This window comes from Pseudomonas sp. RL_105y_Pfl2_101 (assembly GCF_963970585.1).
In the GTDB taxonomy this organism is placed as follows: Bacteria; Pseudomonadota; Gammaproteobacteria; order Pseudomonadales; family Pseudomonadaceae; genus Aquipseudomonas.
This window is the reverse complement of sequence record NZ_CAXAPG010000018.1, coordinates 23,963-47,458: the sequence shown is the minus strand read 5'-3', so window position 1 is coordinate 47,458 and position 23,496 is coordinate 23,963. Positions and strand designations below refer to the sequence as shown.

At 59.8% G+C, this 23,496-nt stretch carries 16 protein-coding genes; 15 read left to right on the top strand and 1 reads right to left on the bottom strand.

Going from position 1 to position 23,496, the window contains the following annotated elements; genetic code table 11:
- Nucleotides 1–8 precede the first annotated feature (8 nt).
- From AACY31_RS18650 to AACY31_RS18610, 9 genes are all read left to right on the top strand, one after another.
- Nucleotides 9–893: a TatD family hydrolase gene (locus AACY31_RS18650; protein ID WP_339492558.1), complete on the top strand. Its 885-nt coding sequence runs from the start codon at nucleotides 9–11 to the stop codon at nucleotides 891–893.
- Nucleotides 890–2,119: a metabolite traffic protein EboE gene (gene eboE, locus AACY31_RS18645; RefSeq protein ID WP_339481241.1), complete on the top strand. Its 1,230-nt coding sequence runs from the start codon at nucleotides 890–892 to the stop codon at nucleotides 2,117–2,119. Before AACY31_RS18650 ends, eboE begins: the two co-directional genes overlap by 4 nt.
- On the top strand, nucleotides 2,109–3,554 hold the full coding sequence (locus tag AACY31_RS18640) for an alkaline phosphatase family protein (RefSeq protein ID WP_339504954.1): 1,446 nt from the start codon (nucleotides 2,109–2,111) through the stop codon (nucleotides 3,552–3,554). The genes eboE and AACY31_RS18640 overlap by 11 nt, the downstream gene beginning before the upstream one ends.
- Nucleotides 3,533–4,675 carry a hypothetical protein gene (locus tag AACY31_RS18635; protein ID WP_258690999.1) on the top strand — a complete coding sequence of 381 codons (1,143 nt, stop codon included), beginning with the start codon at nucleotides 3,533–3,535 and terminating at the stop codon, nucleotides 4,673–4,675. Before AACY31_RS18640 ends, AACY31_RS18635 begins: the two co-directional genes overlap by 22 nt.
- 10 nt (nucleotides 4,676–4,685) lie before the next feature.
- Nucleotides 4,686–7,070, top strand: a complete 2,385-nt coding sequence (locus tag AACY31_RS18630) for a hypothetical protein (RefSeq protein ID WP_339481245.1) — start codon at nucleotides 4,686–4,688, stop codon at nucleotides 7,068–7,070.
- Between the two features lie 117 nt (nucleotides 7,071–7,187).
- Nucleotides 7,188–8,108: a hypothetical protein gene (locus tag AACY31_RS18625; protein WP_339481247.1), complete on the top strand. Its 921-nt coding sequence runs from the start codon at nucleotides 7,188–7,190 to the stop codon at nucleotides 8,106–8,108.
- A 19-nt stretch (nucleotides 8,109–8,127) separates the two neighbouring features.
- A complete protein-coding gene (locus tag AACY31_RS18620; protein WP_339481248.1) occupies nucleotides 8,128–9,432 on the top strand; it encodes a hypothetical protein in 1,305 nt (434 codons plus the stop codon).
- Between the two features lie 3 nt (nucleotides 9,433–9,435).
- Nucleotides 9,436–11,253, top strand: coding sequence for a hypothetical protein (locus AACY31_RS18615; RefSeq protein WP_339504952.1), 1,818 nt, complete (start codon nucleotides 9,436–9,438; stop codon nucleotides 11,251–11,253).
- Nucleotides 11,254–11,285: 32 nt separating this feature from the next.
- On the top strand, nucleotides 11,286–12,341 hold the full coding sequence (locus tag AACY31_RS18610) for a hypothetical protein (protein ID WP_339481251.1): 1,056 nt from the start codon (nucleotides 11,286–11,288) through the stop codon (nucleotides 12,339–12,341).
- A 324-nt stretch (nucleotides 12,342–12,665) separates the two neighbouring features.
- On the opposite strand, the gene AACY31_RS18605 is transcribed toward AACY31_RS18610, so the two are convergent.
- Nucleotides 12,666–13,262, bottom strand: a complete 597-nt coding sequence (locus AACY31_RS18605) for a TetR/AcrR family transcriptional regulator (RefSeq protein ID WP_339504951.1) — start codon at nucleotides 13,260–13,262, stop codon at nucleotides 12,666–12,668.
- 511 nt (nucleotides 13,263–13,773) lie between these two features.
- Between AACY31_RS18605 and AACY31_RS18600 the strand changes: the two genes are divergently transcribed.
- From AACY31_RS18600 to AACY31_RS18575, 6 genes are all read left to right on the top strand, one after another.
- A complete protein-coding gene (locus tag AACY31_RS18600) occupies nucleotides 13,774–14,787 on the top strand; it encodes an SDR family oxidoreductase (RefSeq protein WP_339504950.1) in 1,014 nt (337 codons plus the stop codon).
- An 81-nt stretch (nucleotides 14,788–14,868) separates the two neighbouring features.
- Nucleotides 14,869–16,389, top strand: a complete 1,521-nt coding sequence (locus AACY31_RS18595; RefSeq protein ID WP_339481256.1) for a class I adenylate-forming enzyme family protein — start codon at nucleotides 14,869–14,871, stop codon at nucleotides 16,387–16,389.
- Nucleotides 16,379–16,990 (top strand): HAD-IB family hydrolase, encoded by a 612-nt coding sequence (locus AACY31_RS18590; protein ID WP_339481258.1) that lies wholly within the window; start codon nucleotides 16,379–16,381, stop codon nucleotides 16,988–16,990. Before AACY31_RS18595 ends, AACY31_RS18590 begins: the two co-directional genes overlap by 11 nt.
- Before the next feature lie 3 nt (nucleotides 16,991–16,993).
- Nucleotides 16,994–18,757 (top strand): FAD-dependent monooxygenase, encoded by a 1,764-nt coding sequence (locus AACY31_RS18585; protein ID WP_339481259.1) that lies wholly within the window; start codon nucleotides 16,994–16,996, stop codon nucleotides 18,755–18,757.
- Between the two features lie 118 nt (nucleotides 18,758–18,875).
- Nucleotides 18,876–19,991: an acyl carrier protein gene (locus tag AACY31_RS18580; protein ID WP_339504949.1), complete on the top strand. Its 1,116-nt coding sequence runs from the start codon at nucleotides 18,876–18,878 to the stop codon at nucleotides 19,989–19,991.
- Nucleotides 19,992–20,065: 74 nt separating this feature from the next.
- Nucleotides 20,066–23,494: a beta-ketoacyl synthase N-terminal-like domain-containing protein gene (locus AACY31_RS18575; protein ID WP_339481261.1), complete on the top strand. Its 3,429-nt coding sequence runs from the start codon at nucleotides 20,066–20,068 to the stop codon at nucleotides 23,492–23,494.
- Nucleotides 23,495–23,496: the final 2 nt, after the last annotated feature.

Genomic DNA, 23,496 nt, shown 5'->3' with positions numbered 1-23,496 from the left:
GATTCACCATGCTCAAGTACTTCGACCCGCATATCCATATGGTCAGCCGTACCACTGACGATTACCAGAACATGGCGGCCGCCGGCATCACCGGGGTGATCGAGCCGGCCTTCTGGCAGGGTCAGGCCAGGACCAGCGTCGGAAGCTTCATTGACTATTTCGACACCTTGCTGGGCTGGGAGCGTTTTCGCGCCAGCATGTTTGGCATCCATCACTTCTGCACCATTGGCCTGAACCCCAAGGAGGCCAATGACCTGTCGGTGGCCAATGAGGTGCTGGAGATTCTGCCGCGCTACCTGGTGAAAGACGGCGTGGTGGCGGTCGGTGAAATCGGCTACGACGACATCACCCCGGAAGAGGATCGCTTTCTCGCCGCCCAATTGGAGCTGGCCAAGCAATTCAATCTGCCGGTGCTGGTACACACCCCGCACCGCGACAAGATTGGTGGCACCAAGCGCACGCTTGCGGTCATCCGCGAGGTCGGCATTGCCGAGCACCTGGTGATCATTGACCACCTCAACGAACTGACGCTGCCCCTGGTGCTGGACAGCGACTGCTGGCGCGGCCACTCCATCTACCCCAATACCAAGATGTCGGAACAGCGCATGGTCGCGCTGCTGCAGCAGTACGGCACGGAAAAAATGGTGGTCAACAGCGCCGCCGACTGGGGCATCAGCGACCCGCTCAAAGTGCCCAAGACCGGCCAGGCGATGCTGGTCGCAGGCTTCAGTGAAGCGCAAGTCGAACAAGTGCTGTTCCACAACCCGGTGGACTTTTTCGCCCAGAGCGGCCAGTTGGACAAAACCCTGGTCAGCACGCCCCTGCCCATCGATCAACGGCGACAGTGGCAGGACAACTCCGCCCTGCGCGGCCAGGAACCGGTGATCAAATGAGTGCCCGCACGGGTTGGACGGCCATGCAGATCGGCTATTGCAGCAACGTGCACCCGACCCATGACCTGGGCGGGCTGCGCGCATCCGTCGAACGGCATTTCCAGACCGTACGCACATTGCGCGGGCTCGACACCCAGGACAGTGGCTTGTGGATCAGCGCCCGCGCCGCCGCCGAACTCCAACAAGCGCCGGCCCGCGCGGATTTCCTCGACCTGCTGCAACGCAGCGGACTGCGCCTGACATCACTCAATGGGTTCCCCTACGGCCAATTTCACCAAGGCGCGGTGAAAGCCGACGTCTACCTGCCCAACTGGGCCGATCCGCAGCGGCTGGCGTACAGCCTGGACCTGGCTCGATTTCTCGCCCAGGCCCTGCCAGCGGACTGTGCCCAGGGGGTGATCTCCAGCCTGCCGCTAGGCTATTCCGCCCACTGGAGCCCGACGCTACAGCAACGTGCCGAGCACCAACTGCGCGAGCTCACCACCGCGCTGGCGCGTCTACAGCGGGAGACGGGCAAGAAGATCGTGGTCTGCCTGGAAATGGAGCCCGATTGCGTGCTGGAAAACACCGACCAGGCCATCGCCTTCTTCCGCCACTGGCAAGCCACGGACCCGCACCATGAACACCTGGCGCTGTGCTTTGACGTTTGCCACCAGGCCGTGATGTTCGAAGACTGCTATCAATCACTGGACCGATTGCGTCAGGCCCAGGTCCCCATCGGCAAGATCCAGTTATCCAATGCACTGATTTGTCATCTGCCTGAGGACGAGCACAGGCGCGAACAGGTGCTCAAAACGTTGAGCAGCTTTGCCGAGCCCACCTACCTGCATCAAGTGAAGGCCCGCGATGGGCGGGACCGGTTGTCGGCCTGGGCGGACCTCCCCGCGGCCCTGGATGATTGTGAGCAGCGCCGCGCCTCTCATCCCGAACTGAGGATTCACTTCCACATTCCGCTGTTCAGCGAACACCTGCTGCTGCCCGAACTCAGCGGCAGCCAGCTTGCCCTGGCGCAGACGTTCGAATTTTTGGCCGACCATGGGGATGTTCGCCCCGTACTGGAAGTGGAAACCTACAGCTGGGGCGTCCTGCCCAGCCAGCTACGGCCCACGACCGAGCACGCCCAACTCCAGGGCATCGCGGCGGAGTTGCATTGGGTCGAGGATCAGTTGCAGCAACGCCGCTTGCTGCAACCTCAAGCGCTGGAGGTTCGTGCCCATGCGCGCTGATCCTGTGCGCCAGCCGCTGCTGCTGATCAACGTGGTCGGCCTGACGCCCGCGCTGTTGGGTCCCGCGACACCCTGCATCAATGCGCTGTTGAAAACGGCCAAGATGGCCACGCTGCAACCGGTGTTCCCGGCGGTCACCTCGACCGTGCAGGCTTCGATCCTTACCGGACAGCCACCATCGGAACACGGCATCGTTGGCAACGGCTGGTATTTTCGCGATCAGGCCGAGGTACGTTTCTGGCTGCAACCCAACGCACTGATCCAGGGGGAAAAGGTCTGGCAGACCCTCAAGCGTCAGTACCCCGGGTTTCGCTGCAGCCAGTTGTTCTGGTGGTACAACATGTATGCCGACGTGGACGCCGCCATTACCCCTAGGCCACATTACCCGGCCGATGGCCGCAAAATGTTCGGCCTGTATTCGACGCCGGCCTCGTTGCATAAGCGTATCGAGCAGCAGATCGGCGAATTTCCCTTTCCAGGTTTCTGGGGCCCGGCGGCCGGCATTGCCTCGAGCCGCTGGATCGTCGATTGCGCCATCACCGAATTCCAGCTCAACCGCCCCGACCTGCAATTGATCTACCTGCCCCACCTCGACTACAGCCTGCAACGCCTGGGGCCCGATCACCCGGCGATTGCCGACGAGGTACGCGCCATCGACAGCGAAGTCGGGCGTCTGCTGGCCTTTGCCCAAGCGCAAGGCGCGGCGGTGATGCTGCTGTCTGAATACGGGATCGAAGCCGTCTCCCAATCTATCTCCATCAACCGGTTATTGCGCGCCGAAGGCTTGTTGCAGGTACGTCAATCGCTGACCTGGGAGTTGCTCGACCCCGGTGCCAGTGCCGCGTTTGCCGTGGCCGATCATCAGGTCGCGCACATCTACGTGAAACAGGCGCACGACATCCCTCGGGTCAAGGCGCTGTTGCAACGCCAGACCGGCATCGAGCAGGTACTGGATAAAGCCGAACAACAGGCCTGGCAACTGGATCACCCCCGTAGCGGCGAGCTGGTGGCCGTGGCCGCCGCCGGTTACTGGTTCGATTACTACTACTGGTTCGACGAGCGCAAGGCTCCCGACTTTGCCCGCACCGTGGACATTCATCGCAAGCCAGGTTACGACCCGCTCGAGCTGTTCATCGACCCGGCCATTCGCTTCCCGACATTGAAAGTGGCGCGCCGCCTGCTCCAGAAAAAGCTCGGCTTTCGCTACTACATGGACCTGATTCCGCTGGACACCCGCCTGGTCCGCGGCAGCCATGGCCGGCTGCCCGCGAGCGAGAAGACCGGCCCGCTGCTCATCACCAATTGTGATCTGGCGTTGCCGCAGCACCTTGCGGCCACGGCGGTGAAGCAACTGCTCCTGGAACACTTCCGGGGGCACCCTCATGCCGATACGGCGAATGCCAAGGAGCTTCCATGCGGCGAGCCATTTCCATAACTGTTCTCAGTGCCCTGGCCGGTTTGGCCCAGGCACAGGACACCAACAACTTCGATTGCAGCAACTTCCTGCAGTTTGGAGCAGACATCAACCAGACTCGGACCGCGTTTGCCCAGAGCCCCGAGACCATGGCCTGGAACTGGTTCGTCTGCTTGAACCAACCCAGTACCGCGCAAAGCAGCAATCTCGTGTGGGAGATGATGAAGCCCTCGGACCAGGTCTACCTGCCCAACGGCGCTCCACCGGGCACCTATGACAGCTCCGCGCCGCTCCCGGACGCGGTGGTGACGCAAGCCAAGGCACAAGGCATGGACCTGTCCCGATCCTTCCATAACATCAATGCCACCCAACAGGTCGATGGCCTGATCCTGCAAATGGGCGGTGCCGTGCCCGATCCCCAACAAGGCCATCCGGTACGCTTTCAGTTGCTGATGGGCAAGGACACGTTCGATTACGTCGTGAAGAAGCAGGTCTACAACATGAATGGCCAGGCCGCCCTGGCCAACGACCTGGACTTCCCCCCCACCGCCTGGGAGTTGAAAGCCGCGTGGCTGTGGATCGGCACGGACACGACCTACCGACAAACCCTGGTGAACGACGGCTACTACATTGCCCAGGCCTACTACCGGCAGGACGACGGTACTTACCAGGTCGGCTATGTGGCATTGAGCGGCCTGCATGTCGTCAACAAACTGAATGCCGACTGGGTCTGGACCACCTTCGAAAACATCAACAACAGTAAATACACCGTCACCAATGCCGCCCCGCCTGCGCCGATGACCAACACCACGGGGCCGACCCCGGCCGCCAAGCCGGTGAATGCCAGCTTCCAGGCCAACAATCGGAACCTGTCGAAGTACGAGTTGATCGGGGTCGAGTTCCAACCCATCACCCAGGTACTGGCCAACTCACAACTGGAATCGGCGTTCCAGAACACCTCGTCCTGCCTGGCCTGCCACGGCACCGCCGCTTACTCGAACGACAAAGGCTACTTCAATTTCGCTCTGAACCAGGGGGGCGGCATCGTCTATCCCACCACCCCGCTGCCGCCCTCGGCATTCGATGGCTACAAAAAACTGGACTTTGTCTGGTCGCTGAAACGCGCCCAGTGGCAACGCTAAGGAGCATGACATGAGCGTATTGAATTTCCCCCGTATCTACCTCAACGGCCATATGTTCTGGAACCCGCCAACGGCCAATAACAATGACGTGTATCCGCTGTATGACGCGGTCAACGCGGACATCAACTGGCCGTTCATGAGCCACTTCGACATCAACGCCGCGAACGCCCCCACCCTACTGATGCCCTGGGCCATCAAGCCCCTGACAATGGCCGAGCTGCCGGCCTATATGCTGCAGGTACCGACCAATGCCAACCCGAAAACCTACCCGTACATGCCCGCCGAATGGGATCTGTTTGGCGACAACGCCTGCGGCACGGTGAGCTACAAAGGTACTCGCTCAACGATCATTGGCGGCGAGCTGCAGGCCAACACCTACATCACCGAGGATGCGTTGGTTGGCAGGGACTACCAGCTGCTCGGCAATCCCTTTGGCAGCAACGCTCCGACTGCCGCGCGCTTCGTGGACGTCAGCCCGTGGCAGAACACCTTCACCGCGTTGTACTTCGACAAGCTGATGCTGGGGGATACCACCTGTGGCCTGACCCTCAATCGCCAGTATCGGATGATGGACCGGTTCCTGAATTTCAATTGGGGCGCCTTCGGTGGCCTGGTGTATGTCACCACCACCTGGCAGTCCTGCTTTCCCCAGGAAAACCTGGAATGGGTCATCGGCGATTCGGCGCTGCTGAGTAACCTCCAGCAGCAGATGAAGCTGCAAGGGGCGAAGGGCCTGATGTTCAGGTTCTCCACCTACCTGACCTGCTACGACAGGAACGGTGTTTTCAACGACTTCCCGTACGTCAACACCCGTTCCAATGCCCCCTCGGATACGGCTCGTCTGCAAGCGATGTATCAGAAGGGCCTGGACAACGTTTCCGGCATTTTCTTCAACCCCGCCTACAGCCGCACCGCCGCGACCCTGGGCCTCTGGTTCGCCGACGAATACCCGACCGCCCCCGCCGGCCTGCGCCTGGTGCCCGCGAAGGCCGTATCTGTTGTTCAACCAGGCGGGGCTCCCCAAAACGCCACACTGGGCGTGACTTCGGTGCAGATTACCGGCAACACCCTGTCGCTGGATCTGGCCAACACGTTCCCGTTCTATCCGGTAGAGCCCGATGCCCCCATCCTGACCGCCGAAAAATTCCAGGCCGGCGACTATCAACTGGGTGTACGCGAGGGTGATCAATTCACGCCGGTCGTGGACTTCGGTTTCGACCGATATAACCAGGCAGCCTTCGACAAACGCTCCGGCCTGCAGGACTTCCCCCTCAGCGACGCGGACCTGACGAAACTACAACCAGGTCATCCATTGGAGCTGCGACTGAAGCCCACAGCCGCCCCGACACCGGTGATCGCCGCCACCCAACAGACCTGGACCGCCGAAGTGGTGGAGAGCGGCAGTTTCATCGACGTGGGCGACCACAAGACACTGACCATCATGGTGCAGAAAAATGGTCAGCCGGCGGCCAATACCACGCTGTGGGTGGCGGAATATGGTAACCCCTACATGGTGACCACCAGCGACTACTACCTGGCCTCCAGCAACGCGGCCAATTTCACGCTGTTCTTCGACCACCCGAACGACCCCAACCTGAACAAGGCCAATCTGCCGAACTTCAATAACGCGCCGCCCGTACAAAACTATCTGGCCGAAGGCAGCGGCCGCCGACTGACCGCGCTGCAGAATACGGATCAGTCCAGTGGAGACCCGATCGGTTATCAGCAATTCCTGCAGGGCGACGGCAAACCGGTCACGATCGACTTGCACCCTTGCCTGGCATTCGATGCCGGCGTCTACGCCACCGGAACCCTGAGCGACGACGTCCACGCCACCCCGGTGGATTACTCCTATGTAACGACTACGACCGACGCCAACGGCATCGCCCAGGTGAGCTTCAGGGCCGTGGCCCCGGGCTTCCCGACCTTGCGCTTTTTCGTCAAGGAAGGCACCAGCGATCCGGTCATTCCCTTCAGCTTTCCCCTGCCCCAAGCCTACATCGACTTCCTCACGCCGCTCCGTGTCCTGCCCTTGGACCTGCAGCTGCAACAGGACTTCATCAACTACTGGAACACCGTCTACAAGGATCAGAACGCCGCCACGCAGCTGTGGGAGGGCTTCCTCTACCCACGCATCCTGCAGACCTTCTATTACCTGTACCCGATCATGAACAAGTACATGCCGCTCAACTCCCAGGCACGTGTCGAAGGCGCCATCGACCAGTTGATTGTGCTGATCAGCAAGCCCTACCAGGAGGAAAGCACGCTCTCGATGCCCATCACCCGTGACATGTCCCAGAGCCGTCGTGCGGTATTGGAGCTGTGGGCCAAGAAGCTGGTGAAGCGCAACTACCCGCCACAACAACTCAAGATGAGCGATTACGACAACCTCTGACCGTAACGCTGTTCATCCCAGGAGGATAAACCACTGTGGGAGCGAGTCGGTGGGAGCTGAGCTTGCTCCCACCGACTCGCACACAGTGTCACTTGGTACTTTTCAAAGGAATGACCTATGAAAACCAGTCTCTTGAACCGGTTGTTGCTGTTGATCCTGCTGTTCAGCCCACCTCTGTTCGCCGAGGACAGCGGCGCGGTGTACTTCACCATGGGGGTGCACAACACCGAGGGCTGCAACGAACAGAATGGCAACTGCATCGCCAAGCGCGCCCCGGGCGACCCTTCCGATCCTTTTTTCCCGGCGTTCTGGATCAGCGATTGGACCATGTACCGGGTGATGCACAACTACGAAAAAAACCCGCCGCCCTATAGCAATCCGCCCTCCACCCTGACCCCGGCGGACTACACCGTCTCCCAAGGGACCAGCTACTACGACACGGCCTATATCCCGGCCGATGGCGACGGCTTCGGTGCGATGATGGAGCACTATGAGAAGTACTGCCTGCCGATCTTCCCGATCAAGAACAACAACTACACCTGCTCCTTCGTGTCCCTGGGCAACAAAGCGTACTTCCTGACCTACCCGCAGGATCGCCCCAAGGACATGCCGGCCTGCTGCATGTTCTCGCCGATGAATCATCCGCCGCGGCAAAACTTCATCCAGCACCTACCCTACAGTGCCGAGCGCAGCAAAAACCTCAACGGTAGCGTGCAGGCCTACGCGCTGGACCTCCAATCGCCGCAGGGTCCGATCCTGTTCGGTTATGCCTTCTACAAAAAGATGTTGGGGCACCCGCCCTACCGGCAACCCCAATCGTTCTTTTTCTCCGGTGACACCAGCGTCGCCAATGCCCCCATCGTCAGCCAGAACTACACCAACTTCCGCACCGCCAAACCGGACCCGGCCCAGACCTGGGCGCAGGTGGCCGCGATGTGCCCGGCGAATCCACCACCCTGCCAGTTGTTCGAGCCACCGGCTTCACAGAGCAACGGGCAAAAGGCGCAGTGGAACAAGCTCATGCAGCGCAAACCCTGACCAATGACGAGGGATCGCCATGAACACTTCAGTGCGTTTCACCCTGGTACTACTGGGTTTAGCCACTCTTCCGGCCCTGGCCCTGGAGCAATCCCAGGAACACGCCTTGCGACAGGCGCAGGCCACCAGCCTGAATTGCCAACCGCCCAGCACCGCGCCGGCGGCCAACGCCAGCCAGGATCTGTTCGATCAGTACAGCTGGCAGCTGTTCATCGCCGTGAACTGGCCCGCCCAGGCGGGGCAGCGCGGTGATCCCGACTGCAGCAAACAACCGGGGGACCCTGGCTACACCGTCTGGCAGACCTACAAAACCGTGGAAGAAACCTTCCTGCCACTGGGGGCCGATCCAGGGCCCTGGAACACCCCGCAGCTTGCCAAGAGTCTGGGCATCATCAACATCGCCGCGCTGAAGAACAGCTCCCTGGTAAATGCCGTCGACCAGGCCGTCGGCGGTTGGCTGATCGACCAGGCCGGCAACCCGACCTACTACGACATCTCGGCCAACGAGACCTCCTACAACTACATCGTCGCCAACCAGTTCTATAACGCCGATGTGGTTTCCAAAGCCAACAACATCAACTTTCCCTACGGGGTCATCGAGGTCAAATCGAGCTGGCGCATCCTCACCCCCAACGACAATGCCAGCCACTACCTGACCATGTTGGCGCGCGTGGCCACGTTCGACGACCAAGGCCAGCGCACCGGCGTCACCGAGGCCTACCTGGGCCTGGTGGGGCTGCACCTCATCACCAAGGTGAACGGCTATCCGCAGTGGATCTGGTCGACCTTCGAGCAGATCGACAACGTTGCGCCCAAAGCACTGGTGAACGGTGTGTGGGCCGACCAGCCGGCCTCCGGCACGGCCTATTCCTACTTCAACGCCAGCGCCCCGCCAGCCACCCTCAACCAGTCGCCCTGCGACTGGCAGACCCAGGGTGCGCACCTGGTCTGCGTGCCCAAACCTGGCACCACTTTCCAGACCCCGAACCCATTGAACCGGTACACCCCGATCGCCGAGATCACCAACGAGGTCAACGCCCGCTACCGCAGCGACCCGGACCTGCAACGCAGCGTGTTGAAGTACTACCAACTCATCACCACCCAGCGCCCGCTGATGCCGGACAACCCCAGCAACCCGCTGGGCCAGCCGACCCCCGCCCTGTCGGCCAACGTGACCATGGAAAGCTACATCCAGCCCAACAGCAGTTGCATGAACTGCCACTCCATGGCGACACCGGTCAAGAGCCCCTACAAATCCGATTACTCCTACCTGTTCAAATTCGCCAATGCGCCTGTCGGCAACACCATCAAGGACGAGGAATAACTCATGAGCATCCTGAACGGACCACGGCTGAACTTCTGGGGCGGCATCCGCACCGACGTCAGCCTGCCGAACAACTCCCCGACCATTCCTTACGATGGCAACGATGACTGGCCGCTCTTCGACCTGACCACCTCGACCCTGGCACCGGGCGCCGAGCCCTACACCGATGACCAGTTGAACAACATGATCAATGCTCCCGCCGGCAACTACTACACCGCCGGTGGCTGGAATCACTACGGGCAGCATGTCGTCGACATGCAGAATGCCCTGATCAGCTCCCAGGGCATCCCCGGCAGCATCAACACCACCGGCGACCTGGTGGGCCAGGCCGTCTATTTGCTCGGCTCGGTGGACCCGGTGACCGGCCAGGGGCCCGTTTCCGGCCCGATGATGGTGGACTTGGACCCCACCGCCTCGACGACCACCCAAATCTTCGTCGGCGGCCTGCAAATCGGTGGCAACGACAACATCCAACTGCTGATCCGCAGCAACACCGTGTGCAGCAGTTTCGACGTGGCGGGACGTGTGCTGCTGCCGAAAAAAATGGACGCGCCGGGCTCTTTCCACGCCAGCGGCACCTTTCAACTGACCTTTCCCTTGAGCAGCATTGTCAGTTGGAACCAGAACAGCAGCGGCCTGCGCTCGATCATCCAGGCACCGGGGGCGACGGGCATCGTCCTGCGTTTCGTCATGTTCGAAATGTGCCCCGCGATGACCACCGAACAACTGGACGCTGACTATGCCGCCGGCCGGTACACGCCCAACCCGAGCATCGGTCGGGTCATCGGTACACTGGCCCCGGCCTTCGCCGACGAGCCGTTGAACTGCCAGCCGGGCCGGCAACTGGTCAACCAGAGCACGGGCAATGCCGGCTATGCCGACCTGGACAACACCGGTTACCTGAGCATCGACATGGTGAATGTCATTCCGAAGGAAACCTTCCGGGCCGTCAGGGACGACATCACCAGCCCGATCGGACCCAACGCCAATTACGGGACCGTGACCATCAGCGCCGGCGCCACCCCCCTGATGACCCTGGAGCCGACCAGCCGCTTTTTATTCGACTACTACGTGTATGGCGGCATCGTCGACCTGCCCCTGACCGCCGACCAGCTACAGGCAGTACGGACCTCTGCCTTGACGATCAACGCACCGGGCAAGGTCGCCGGGACCACGTTGCAAGCCACTGAGTCGACCTATCGGATCTATGCCGACCAGCGCAACGTCTACTTGGAGGACTACCCCAACGGTCTGTCGATCACCTTGCAGGTCAGGTACCTGGGTGGGGCGGTCCCCAGCCCCACCGAAATCGGCCTGAAGGCAATCCCGGCAGCGGATCCTCCCACGTACAAAGAACCGCAGTACTGGGACTTCCTCGACTACCCTGACTCGCTGACGGTCAGCGCCGGCCAGCTTTCAGCCAGCTTCCCCGTCACCGTCAAACCGGGCAGCGCCGCCCAGGCCGGCTTCGTCGCCCTGACCTGCACGGCCAACGGCCTCGACAGCAGCGCTTACTTCACCAACTTTCGCAAGTACGCCCAGACCGACTTCGGCATTCCCCAGGGCACCACTATCACCTGGCCGCTGATGTACCCCAACGTCCTGCGCTTTCACTACCTGGCGTTCCCCGCCATGTCGCGCTATATCCCGCTGAATCAGCCCGACGCCATCATGGGCGCCAAGAACCCCATCCTCGCCCGCACCTCGGACGCCTACAAAGGCACCACGCTGTTCATGCCGGTGGTGCGCTCGATGTCGCCCTGCCAACGGGCGTTGCTGCGGGCCTATCTCACCGGTGAACCGTGGCAACCGCCGCAATGACCGTATCCCCTGCTCATTCACGGAGAGAGCCTATGCCCGTTCCCCTTCAGATCCCCGCACACCCCGGGGAAAGCCTGCGCCCCAGCACCTTTGTCGCCGAGGACCTGCTCAACCCTCGCGGCCTCTGCCTGCAAGCCGACGGCAGCCTGCTGCTCACCGAAGCAGGCTCGGGATTGCCCGACCAACCCTTCAGCGGCCGTATCAGTCGACTGCGACCGGATCCGCAGCGACCCGGCGCCTACCTGCCCCGCGAAACCCTGGCGCAAGGGTTTCGCGCGATGAACATGCAGGCGCGCATGCTGCGCGATGAAATCATGGGGGTGTCGGACATTGCCTGTGGTGACGGACGCTGCCTGGTCAGCCAGACCGATTACATCACGGGCTCCAAACTGCTGGACCTGCAATTCACACCGCCCGAACCGGTCTTTCATAGCCGTGGCAACCTGAATGCGCTGTGCTACCACCCGACCCGCCGCAGTTGGCTGGCCGTCAAGCCCGATACCAATCAGTTGGTGGAGTTCGTCACAGGCCAGCAAGAGCGTGTGCTGGTCCAACTGCCCGAACTGGATCAAGGCCAGGAAGCCGTTCCCGTTACCCTGGTGTACGAACCGGCGACAGACGCCGTGCTGATCAGCCTGTTCTCGGGCGAACTGCACAGCGACCCGAGCCGCAAGGGCATCGACTTTGCCGAGAAAGCCGGCCAGGTGATCCGGGTCTGGCCCGCCAACGCCAGGATCGACATCCTGATTCGAGGCCTGCAACTGCCCACCGGGCTGGCGCTGCGCCCCAACGGCCAACTGCTGGTGCTGGAACTCTGCGAGCGCCTGCAACAACCGCTGCTCCCCGACTGGAACGGCGAACCCCTGCATGGCGGCTTTACCCGCTTCAGTGGACGACTGCTGAGCTGCGACTTGCTGACAGCCCAGGTCACCGTGCTCGCCCGCGACCTGGATACCCCTTCCAACCTGTGCCTGTTACCCGACGCGGTACTGGTCAGCGAAGGCATGGGGCTGGTCGGGCGGCCACTGCCTACGCCAGATGGAAGCGTGGTGCCGTTAAACGGCAGACTTCGGCGGGTGCAACTCTGAACAAACACTCAAGGCCGTTTTTGCTTGCGTCAGCCAGCGCTGACCATCACGCCACCATTCGCCATGACAACCGATACAGCTGGCACGGTCCGACGCCAGTAACGCAACCACCTACACCGCTTTCGCGAGCAGGTTGGCTCCCACAGGGGGATTGGCGATGGACGAAAATCTTGCAGCCGCCCCCAAAAAACGTGGAAGCGAGCTTGCTCACGATGACAGTTGTACGGTCAATATCGATTCATGGGACCGTCGATCCAGGCAGCGGTATTAGCGAACCAGATGCTGGACACCCGTCGCTGGTCCATCAGCAAGGCTAGCGGAGGACTACAGGGGTTCTGCAGTCTGGATGAGCGAGTTCAACACCAGCTTGATTTCAACAGCTGGGTCTTTATGCCCTTGCAATATCAGGCCTTCCGCCAGGGCAGTGAAGGTTTTGGCAAGCGCGGCGCAGGCCAGCGGCGGCTTTTTGCCGGCATGATTGAATATGATGGTAATCAACTGGCCCAAGGCCTCGCTGTTTTCCTCATGCAAGTCGTAGTAATGCGGCGAGAATTCTTCATCGCGCAAGGCGATCAATTGCAACTCGGCATCGAGGATCGCACAGCGGGTATTGTTCTTCAGCGTGTCGATATAGGTATTCAAGCCGTGGCTCAACTGCTCCGCCGAATATCCCGATGCCAAGGTCGTACTCAGTCGGTCGATCTCAACTCGCTTGAAGCGTTGAGTCAATTGCAGCAGCAAGTCCGATTTACTTGAAAAATTTGAAAAAAAAGCGCCTTTGGAAAAGCCCGCCTCTTCGGAAATAACGTTGACGCTGGCGGCATGAAAGCCCTTCCGAATCATCAGCTCAGTGGCTGTGTCGAACAATTTATCTCTTGTTACTTGCTGGCTCTCTTCTCGACCTAGTCTCTTTTTAATCACGCCCTCGGCTCCTTTGGCCAAACAAGATAGCTATGTGTAACTGAATGCAACGAATCGACTACTCACTGTACAGAGCCCGTTTTCGCCATCATATCTTATACGCGCCTTGTTCTATCATTTACATTTTAACTTTCAGGAAGTGCCATTTATGTCCCTAGAAGTTGGTACAGCCGAAAGGGCACGCTAGATGGGCTACCAACCACGGTGTCTGCTGGGATACGGGTGAATCAAAATCTTCGCTTCGCCCCACTTGATGATTCCCTATCGTCCCGTTGAGCGGCTCAAACCGGGTATTTTCCTGCCCTCCACCACGCGCTGGAACGTAAAAAACCGGGCATGAAGTCCGGTTCAGAGCCGTCCGTTCTACAATCCGACGAAATACCACTTGATTTTCAGATACCGAATGGTTTTTAATTGCGCCGTTGGTGGAGCCCAACGCCTGATCAGCGCATCGAGTCAGTGACACCGCTCTCGATGCCATACCAGGTCACCTCACAGGAGCGGGATTTTAATGGAATATGCCTTCGTTACAGGCGCTACTGGCCTGCTCGGGAATAATGTCGTTCGCGCGCTGTTAAAGCGGAACATCAAAGTAAAAGCGCTGGTTCGTTCCGTAGAGAAAGCCAGAAAACAGTTCGGCAACTTGCCTGTGGAGTTGGTCGAAGGCGACATGCTGAATATCGAGGCCTTCGCCCATGCCCTGCAAGGGTGTGATGCCCTGTTTCATACGGCGGCCTATTTCCGCGACAGTTACAAAGGCGGGAAACATTGGCAAAAACTGTACGACACCAATGTGACCGGCACCGAGCGCTTGTTGCAAGCCGCTTATGACGCCGGTATCCGTCGTGCAGTCCACACCTCTTCCATTGCCGTATTGAAAGGCAATCGGGATCAAGTGATCGATGAAACCATGTCTCGCAGTGAGTTGGAGGCTGACGATTACTACTTGAGCAAAATACTGTCCGAACAGAAGGTCCAGGAATTCCTGACGCAGCACCCGGACATGTTTATCGCCATGGTCCTGCCAGGGTGGATGTTCGGCCCCGGCGATATCGGTCCTACTTCCTCGGGACAGTTCCTGCTCGACTTTGTCGGACAAAAATTGCCCGGTGTTCTCCCCGGCAGCTTTTCCGTTGTCGATGCCCGGGATGTGGCCGAACATCAAATCGCGGCCATCACCCGCGGCAGGTCCGGAGAGCGCTACCTGGCCGCTGGCAATCACATGGACATGAAGAGCATTTTCCAGGCGCTGTCCAGCGTCAGTGGCATAAAAGCCCCAGAACGAAAAGTGCCCCTGTTCATGCTGCGAATCATCGCGCTTATCTATGAAGGTTATTACCGGATCACCAAAAAACCGGTACTCATCAGTACGTCCACGGTCAAGCTCATGGAGCAAGAACAAGGCCGCACTCATTTCAGCCATAACAAAAGTTCAAGGGAATTGGAGTGCAAGTTCCGTCCCGTTGCTGAAACCCTGACCGATACGCTTGATTGGTACCGGAATAACAACTACACAGATGCTTAATTGAAACAATTTAGCTATAGCCTGCCTCTGTAGTACTTTTTTTGACTAGCCATACATCCAAGGATTGAGAGAGGTTGGTAAATGAAAAGCCTTTCATATAAAGAAGGTTTTCTGCATCGCTTTGTCGGTTTTTCGGAATCGTTCCCCGAGCAAGTTGCTATTCGGCATCTGGACACGGAAGAAGATACCGTTACCTATCGCGAGTTGCGCATCAAGGCTGAACAATGCAATGGCGCCCTTACAGCGCTCGGTGTATTGCCTGGCGACAAAGTAGCGCTGGTGTTGCCCAATGGGGTGGCGTTCATCGCTTATTACCTGGCGATCATCGGGCGGGGTGCCATTCCGGTCATCCTCAACTACAAGTTGACGCCCTTCGAAATGACCAGTGTCGTCAGCCTCGCCAGGCCGACGCTCGTGGTCACGACCGAAACGCTATGGGTGCAACACAGTGAGGTATTCCAGGCCGGCAATGGCGTCAGGCACTCCTTGGTACTGGAGGGTGGGAGCGAACTGTCATCGCCCTTGCCCGCCAACGCAACGGCCCTCTCTCAACTGCCTTGCCAGATCGAACCCTTGTTGTTGCCCGAGGGCAATCCGATCGTCTCGGTACAATTCACCTATCGAGGCATTGGCAGGCCCCTGGCTGTTTCTCACCGCTATCTCGACCTGACGCAATCGAGCGATGGGTTGCATGAGCACTTTCATCTGCAAGGCGTCGGATCCGTCCATCTGGTGACGCTGCCGCTGTATGCCATCTTCGGCTTGTCCGTGATGATGGTGTTTCCCCTGAGCATCGGCGCCACCCTGCTGATGACCAACACCCTGCTCAATCGAGACCTCGCTGAAGTCCTGTCCGAACATCAGGTCACCTTTGCCTGCCTGGTGCCCGACGTCATTCGCTACTTCAATACGCGTCTGGCCAAACGCAAAGGCGCGCTCTTGCCGTTGCACCCACGGCTGATGATTTACTCGGGCGGCAGCCACCTGCCGGCCGATGAAGCCGAGAAGCTAGGGAAACTGCTGGGGTGCAATCCGGTGCTGCAGGGCTATGGATTGACCGAAAGCATGCCCGTGATTGTCCAGAGCTCGGTTGGTACGGTGCACCGTGGCGCCATGGGCCAGCCGATCAGCGGTGTGCAGCTACGAATCGTCGATGCCCAGGGCCAGGACGTGGCGCCTGGGCGCATCGGTGAACTGCTGATACGCGGCTCGATGGTGATCGACGGCTACAACGATGCCGAGGACACCAATGCGCGGTTCTTCCGCGATGGTTGGTTCCACAGCGGTGACCTGGTCTGGCAGGACGACGATGGGCATGTATTTTTCTATTGCCAACGCCTGCGAATCTCGAAGATCAAGGCGCAGATGGTCGACCTGGTGGAAATCGAATCCATCGCCCTCAAGCACCCTGACGTGGTGCGCGCCAAGGCTTATATCGTCCCGGACCACAAGGAAGTCAACGTACTGCACCTGTGTGTAGAAGGGAACGGCGAGCTGACCCAGAACGCGCTGTCCACCCTGCTTTCGGGCTACCTATCGGGCTTCAAGCTGCCCAAGACCATCGAGATTACTTCTCTCAAGGAAGAGGCACATGCACGCTAACAGCACACAACCGGTCCTGGCCGTTTTTGACTTCGACGGCACATTGACCGACCGGCACACGTTCTGGCGCTACATGCGTTTTATCGTGGGCACCCGTTCGTTCTGGCTCAGAATCATTCCCCTGCTGCCCAAGATGCTCAGCGTGATCGTCGGCATCACCCCGCTGATGCAGGCGCGCCTGGCCTTCATTGCCTGTTACCTGGGCGGCCTGTCGGTGGAGCAAGAGCGTGAGCATGCCAGGTATTTCATCAGCGAGCAGTTGCCGCTCTGGCTCAGGCCCGAGGCGCTGCGGCGGCTGCAATGGCATCAATCCATGGGGCACGTCACCGCGCTGGTCAGCAATTCGCCGGAAAACTACCTGATCCCCTGGGGCCAGGCCGCGGGTTTTGACTATGTGTGCGGCACCCGCCTGGCAACGGCAAAGAACAAACTGACCGGCGGGATATCCGGTACCAACTGTGTAGAGCGAGAGAAAGTCACGCGGCTCAAAGGCTGCTTGAGCAACCTTGATGATTTTTACATTTATGCCTACGGCGACTCATCAGGCGACGATGCCCTGCTCGGCATTGCCAACTCTCCCTTCTACAGAAACTGGTACTGATCGATGAACACTCTGAACACGTTAGCCCCCAAGCATTTCAAGCGACCTGGCAGCGCCCCGACCGTGATGATCGTCGGCGCCGGCCCTATTGGCCTGTCCCTGGCAATTCTGTTGAAGAAATGGGGCGTGTCGTTCCGCATCATCGAAAGGAACGCCGGCCCCTCGACGGCGACCAAGGCAATGGCTATCCATTCCCGGACCCTGGAAATCTTTCGGGACCTGGGCGTTGCCGAGCAAGCCATCAGCGACGGCTTCACGATCAACCAGTTTTCGGTGCAGTCGAATGCCAAGCGGGTACTGAACTACAACTTCTCTTACCTGGATGCGACCTATCCCCTGCTCCTGAGCCTGCCACAGCCGCAAACGGAAAAAATTCTCCTGAAGCGACTCAAGGAACTGGGTGCCGAGGTGGAGTGGAATACCGAACTGGTGGACATAGAAAACCTGCCGGGTTCGGTGCGCATGACGCTCAAGCATGCCGACGGCACCGACGAACACTTCACCAGTCGTTGGGTGGCCGCATGCGACGGTGCTCGCAGCAACATCAGAAAACGCCTGGACATGACCTTCGAAGGCTCGTCCTACGACCGCTTCTTCATGCTCGCCGATGCCGACATCGAGTGGTCCGGCAGCAAGGATGAGGGCGCATTCTTCCTCGGTGCGCAGGACGGTTATGTGGCCGTTGCACCGATCAGCGCCCAATCCCGTTATCGGTTGTTCATCGAAATGCCCTACAACCTGCCGCCAGAAGGCGAGCGTCCGTCCTTGAGCCTGGAGAACTTCCAGCGCTTGTGCGAAGGGCGTGGGCAGAAGATGACGCTGTCCAACATTTCATCGACCACCATCGCCTCTTTCCAGCATCGCCGCGTGCAATCGATGCAACAAGGCTCCGTGTTTCTGCTGGGAGACTCGGCGCATATCGGCAGCCCCATCGGTGGGCAGTGGATGAACCTGGGGGTTTCCGAGGCCTATAACCTGGCCTGGAAAATGGCCTATGTCGATCAGGGCCTGGCGAATCCGTCCTTGCTGGACAGCTACAACGAAGAACGCTATCCGGTTGCCCTGGAAGTCGAGAACACCGCACACCGGCTGACGGGACTGATTACGGTCAGGCGTCGCGCCCTGGTCTGGCTGCGCGACAATGTCCTGCCGCTGTTGAGCAACCGGAAAAAGGTCCAGCGCAAACTGCCGTCGATGATTTCCGGTCATCAGTATCACTACAACAAAAGCGAGTACATTCAAGAATCGCTGACAAAGAAGCAGCGCAAAAACTGGAGCAAGAAAGGAAAGAAACCCGAGTTCCAGACCGCACCGCCTCGCGCCGGGCAACTGGCGCCCGATGTCGAATTATGGCAACTGCAAGGGATGCCAAGCAAACGCTTGATCGACTTGTTCCACGGGACATTCACGCTGTTGATTTTCAGCGCAACCGATCAGTTTTCCCCGTTGCTGCCAAGCTACTACACGCTCGCCAAGTCGGTGGAAAAGGACTACCCAGGCATCAAGGCCTATTGCGTGATCGACGCCTTGAACAGCGCCGGCCTGCCGGCTTGGCACTCAACGTTGCTGGACCCCGATTGGCGCCTGCACAAGCGCTACCACGCCAAGGAAGGCACGATGATGCTGATTCGTCCTGACGGCTATATCGCTTTCCTCGGCGCCGATGCAATAACGCTGATGACGTATCTGAACGTAAGGTCCGGGTTGCTCAAGGGCGCCAAAAAAACAATAACTTGCGAGACCGACGCAGTGGAACTCCAACTTTAAGTCGCTCCATGGCTACTGCCAGTTTTATGAATTGATATAAACAAGGCCCTGCCCTGGGCCATGATTTTTGATCTTTCTTACTTATAGAAATATCGACCGACTTGGTTAGGAGAATCTTATGCGCTTGCAACTTAATGATGTTGTGCAGGAATTCATCGTGTCCAATGGGAGGATAGCCCATAGTTATTTCTCTCTTTCCGAAAAGATTATTGATTCACTGTGCGAATCCAACATCGCTAAAGAATCGATATTGCTGCAACTTCTGGAACAGGCTGAAACAGTCACTGCGCATTATTTCAATGCTCATCAACAAGTCCTTGAAGGCGTTTATGCCAATGGGAACGAAGCGCCTGCCAGCAACAGTGTTCCCGTGCTGGAGCCGGCTCACTCGAACCCGACAACACCGACCCCGACGCCTGCCGCCGAAGCCGAAGCCGAAGCCGAAGCCGAAGCCGTTGAACAAGCTACCGCACTCAGCTACGGGCAATGGTTGCGCGCCGAAATCAGCTCGGTCACTGGGTTCCAAGCGCAACAGATCGACTTCGATCAAAGCTTCGAGAGCCTGGGGATCGACTCGCTGGGACTGGTGGATATGTTCGAATCCTTGGCCCAGCACTTCCCGGAAAAGAAAGAGCTGACCTCGCAGCTCTTCGATGCCCCTACCCCGACCGCCTTGCTGGCACGGCTTGAAGCCGATCCGCAGGCGCCAGCGGTGGATGTCCAAGCGTGGGTATTGGAGCAATTGGCGAGCATCACCGGCTTTACGGTTGAGCAGATCGACCCGACACAAAGCTATGAAAGCCTGGGCCTGGATTCGCTGGTGCAGTTGGACTTCCTGGAGTCGGTGGTCGCCATGTGGCCGCAGCTCAAGGCCCACGGCACCGAGCTGGCCAACGCCAAGTTCCCACAGGCAACCATTGCCCTGATTCAAGCCGCCCTGGCCGATCCAAAACCGCAGGCAGCGCCTGACGTCGAGCCTTCACCGGCCACAACGGACACTCAAGGGCCGGAACAAAACCTGCTGCTCAACGCCCTGTCTCCGTTGATCCCGGGCACTGCGCAGTCGATCGACATCCAGACGCCGTTCGCACAACTGGGCCTCAACGGCTTTGCCCGAGAGGCGCTCTGCCAATCCATGGCGCAACAGTGCTCTACCAGCGAGTTTGCCGGCGAAGCGCTGATGTCCCGTCGCACGCCCCAGGATGCCTTGTCACTGCTGGCCAGGCTGAGCTGAGCCCCGTAGCAACAGGAATGGAATCCGGGTGATCGAACAGATCACCCCGCATTTTGGCGACCAGGGAGACAGGTATGAATGACGCAGTAACAACAGCGGGCGATTTTTGCTTCAGCGCGATGGCGGGCGAATTTCCGGGGGCACCGTCCACGGATGCGCTTTGGCAATTGCTCTCGCAAGGGCAGATCGCACCGATCGAATCGATGCCGACACGCTGGGAATTGGACAAGGCATCAATCTATTCAAGCACGACCGGCGAGAAGGATCGCACGTATCTGGACAGCGCTTTTTGCCTGACCGATGACGCCTCGACCCCGTCACGGCACGAAGGACGACAGGTCGCCATTGGCAAAAAAGTGATCCAGACGCTGCTCACCCAACTCGCCGCGCAAGGCTCGGCGCTGAGCAGGGAGCGCACCGCGCTGGTGGTCGCAACCTCCTGGAGTGACGAGAGCTATTTTGTCACCGGCGCGTCCGGAAAAGCCGCCACACCGCCGGGCTTCACGCCGGGTGAGCAAGTGGCAGAGCTGGCGGCCGCCTTTGCCTTGGGTGGGCCGGCGTTATCGGTAGACACCGCGTGCAGTTCGTTCCCCTATGCCCTGGATATGGCCCAGGCGCTGGTCAACAGTGGCCAGGCCGACAACGCGATTGTCATGGCCCTCAACACCGTGCTGCCACCGGCGCTGTTCCTGGGTTTCTCGCAGTTGACGGCTTTTTCCGCCCGCGCGCGGATGGAAGCATTCGGTCAGGACGCCGACGGCATCGTGCCGGGCGAATGTGCCGTGGCCTTTCTGGTCGAACCGCTGGCCCAGGCCCTGACGGCGCAGCGTCGTCCCCTTGGCGTGCTGCGCGCCTTGGGCATGTCCGCCGACGGCGCCGAAGGCTCGGTGTTTGCACCAGGCAAACAGGCCCAGTACTCGGCCTACCAACGTGCCTATCGCGGCCTTGATCCACGCGATGTGGACTACATCGAGACCCACGGCACCGGTACACCGCTGGGGGACGCAACGGAGCTGGCCTCGCTGAACAGCTTCTTTGCCCCCCATCGCCCGGACGGCAAGAAAATCACCATCGGCTCGATCAAGTCGGTCATCGGCCATCCCCTGGCCGCTGCCGGAGGTGCTTCGCTCGCCAAAGCATTGATGATACTGCGCCATAAAGGCATTCCCCCGCAGCCCGGTTACCGCCCCAGCACAAAGGTCGACGAGACCTGCCTGCGACTCGCCACCCAGCAGGTTCACCCGCTGGAGGAGCATCAATCTGCAATCCGGATTGGCATCTCCAGTTTTGGTTTCGGCGGTGCCAACGCGCACCTGGTGGTGGATGAATACATTCCCGACAACCACCCTGCCGCGCCACTGACCGCCCCGGCGAGCGCCAGCGGCGTGGTGATGCTGGACCTTGCCATTGTCGAGGCAGAAGCAGCGCTGGGCAGCCACCGTTCCTTGCAGTCATTCCAGCAGCAACTCGATCAACCCGCCGCCCCGTCGGTGATGTTCCCTTATGGGCGTTTCGTTGATTACACCCCGGCACCCGGCCAACCGCTGCTGGGAAAATTTCTCGCACAAGACCACGTCATCGATATCGATGGCTTTGGCATGGGCCCCAAGCCATTGGCACATGTCGACCCGTTCAAGCTGTTGATCACCGATCGCGTCAATCATTTGCTGCGACGCTTGCCAGGCGTGGCCGGTTCGCCCGGCACAGCGATGGTCATGTGCTGCAACATGGGTGGCGAGCGCTTCAGCAATGCCTACAGCAGCGCCCATAACTTCTATTCCCGGGCGCAAGGTACGGCACCGGGCGTCGAGGTGACGGACGTGGCAACCATGCTGCCGAACATGTTGTCCGGCTACCCGGCGCAGATTTTTGACTTCAAGGGGTTCCATCAGACCCTGGTCGGCACCGCGGGCCTGTTCTGGCAAACCTTGCTGGCCTCGCCGCAATGGTTCAACGACGGCATTACCACGCTGCTGCTCGGCGCCGGGCGTTTTGTCAGCGGTGAAATCGAGGTCGAGCGCGCCCGGTGCAGCACGATCACGCAAGGTGAAGGACTGGGGCTGATCGCGCTGCGTCGCTATCAACCGGATGCCGCTGACAACCCCCTGCTAGTGATCCGTGCGGCGGTCCTCGCCCACGCTGCCGGCTCGTTGGAAGACGCTTGCCAACGGTTGGGCAAAGCGCCGAGCGACTATCCGAACGTTGACGTCTGTGAGTTGCAGCCTGCTGCGACGCCTGCCAGTGGATCACTGCAGGAGATGACCGGCTTCCTGGCTGAAGCCAGTGGCATCGAAACCCTGTTGGCGGTGATGTTGAAGGGCGCGACCCATTCCGTGATTGAGGTGCGCGACGCCGGCAAGACGGTGATGTGGTTGTTTACCGAGAAGCTTCGCCAATGGAGCCCGACGGCGGCCGAGGCCAGTTCGCCCATCAAACATCCCTTCATGTTGCGCTTTGCCCATTCGTCATCCCACGAACTGCAGCAGGTCATCACGTCTGCCCGGCCTGTCAGCCTGGTCCGCGAAGCGCCGAACGATGGCGTCGACGTGCAGCAACTCAGCGACATGCTCACCAGCACCCTGCTCTCCGGGCTGCGGGTGCGGGTTCGCGCCATGGAAAGCCTGTTCGCCCTGCACCGTGGCGACGCCAGCCAGCGCCCGACGCACTGGCAGCGCCGCGCGGAACATATTGTGATCGCCAACGCCCAGCGCAGCCCACAGTCGCTGCAGGCCCAACTGGTGGTGGATGAAGCGCACCCGTACTTTTTCGATCATCCCCTGGATCACATCCCAGGCATTTTGTTGCTCGAAGGCGTGCTGCAACTGATCGAACTGGCGATGCCCCCTCTGAGCGGGCGGGTCGCCTACATCAAGACCCTGACGATCAAGTTCCAGCAATACGTACAGAAGCAGGGCGTGATCGATCTGTATGTCGAGCGAGGCCAGGATCCCCAGGTGTTCAATGCGAAGGTCATGCAGGCCGGGAAAGTGATGTGCACCTGCGTCCTCGGGATGGCCTACAGCTCAGCGTTCGAGACATCGCCAGCCGGTGAATTCACCGCCACGCCCTGCCGTAACAAGGCACTGTTGCACAAGGCCAGGGAGGAGAACGTCATCGTCAGCGACATGAGCAGCGTCGCCCAGGGCCTGAGCGTGGACACCGTGAAGCTGCCACAGGAACACTTCTTCCAGGCAGGTGATCCCGGGCACTATTCGATGGTGTATTTCCTCGAAGTCGCTCGCCAGTGCTACATGCAGATCGCCCACAGCCATCTGCGGATTCCACTCAATACCCCGATGAATCTGCTGGCCTTGAGCTTCACCCTGGATCGACCCATCCCCAGGAACAGCCCGCTGTCATTGGCGCCGCAGGCTGGCTTGGATGCGTCGTTCCAGGCATTCAAGACCAACCGCATCTATATCGACCTGTTCAACCGGGGCGAAAAAATCGGTCAAGCGACCATTACCGCCCAGGTGCTGAGTCAATCCGCACCGGCAGCCTGAGC

What these genes read in the sequence shown, in the direction of transcription:
- AACY31_RS18625 (WP_339481247.1), top strand. Translation starts at nt 7,188, where the DNA reads ATGAAAACCAGTCTCTTGAACCGGTTGTTGCTGTTGATCCTGCTGTTC.
- AACY31_RS18610 (WP_339481251.1), top strand. Translation starts at nt 11,286, where the DNA reads ATGCCCGTTCCCCTTCAGATCCCCGCACACCCCGGGGAAAGCCTGCGC.
- AACY31_RS18595 (WP_339481256.1), top strand. Translation starts at nt 14,869, where the DNA reads ATGAAAAGCCTTTCATATAAAGAAGGTTTTCTGCATCGCTTTGTCGGT.
- AACY31_RS18600 (WP_339504950.1), top strand. Translation starts at nt 13,774, where the DNA reads ATGGAATATGCCTTCGTTACAGGCGCTACTGGCCTGCTCGGGAATAAT.
- AACY31_RS18615 (WP_339504952.1), top strand. Translation starts at nt 9,436, where the DNA reads ATGAGCATCCTGAACGGACCACGGCTGAACTTCTGGGGCGGCATCCGC.
- AACY31_RS18630 (WP_339481245.1), top strand. Translation starts at nt 4,686, where the DNA reads ATGAGCGTATTGAATTTCCCCCGTATCTACCTCAACGGCCATATGTTC.
- AACY31_RS18650 (WP_339492558.1), top strand. Translation starts at nt 9, where the DNA reads ATGCTCAAGTACTTCGACCCGCATATCCATATGGTCAGCCGTACCACT.
- AACY31_RS18640 (WP_339504954.1), top strand. Translation starts at nt 2,109, where the DNA reads ATGCGCGCTGATCCTGTGCGCCAGCCGCTGCTGCTGATCAACGTGGTC.
- AACY31_RS18590 (WP_339481258.1), top strand. Translation starts at nt 16,379, where the DNA reads ATGCACGCTAACAGCACACAACCGGTCCTGGCCGTTTTTGACTTCGAC.
- AACY31_RS18620 (WP_339481248.1), top strand. Translation starts at nt 8,128, where the DNA reads ATGAACACTTCAGTGCGTTTCACCCTGGTACTACTGGGTTTAGCCACT.
- AACY31_RS18585 (WP_339481259.1), top strand. Translation starts at nt 16,994, where the DNA reads ATGAACACTCTGAACACGTTAGCCCCCAAGCATTTCAAGCGACCTGGC.
- AACY31_RS18635 (WP_258690999.1), top strand. Translation starts at nt 3,533, where the DNA reads ATGCGGCGAGCCATTTCCATAACTGTTCTCAGTGCCCTGGCCGGTTTG.
- eboE (WP_339481241.1), top strand. Translation starts at nt 890, where the DNA reads ATGAGTGCCCGCACGGGTTGGACGGCCATGCAGATCGGCTATTGCAGC.
- AACY31_RS18575 (WP_339481261.1), top strand. Translation starts at nt 20,066, where the DNA reads ATGAATGACGCAGTAACAACAGCGGGCGATTTTTGCTTCAGCGCGATG.
- AACY31_RS18580 (WP_339504949.1), top strand. Translation starts at nt 18,876, where the DNA reads ATGCGCTTGCAACTTAATGATGTTGTGCAGGAATTCATCGTGTCCAAT.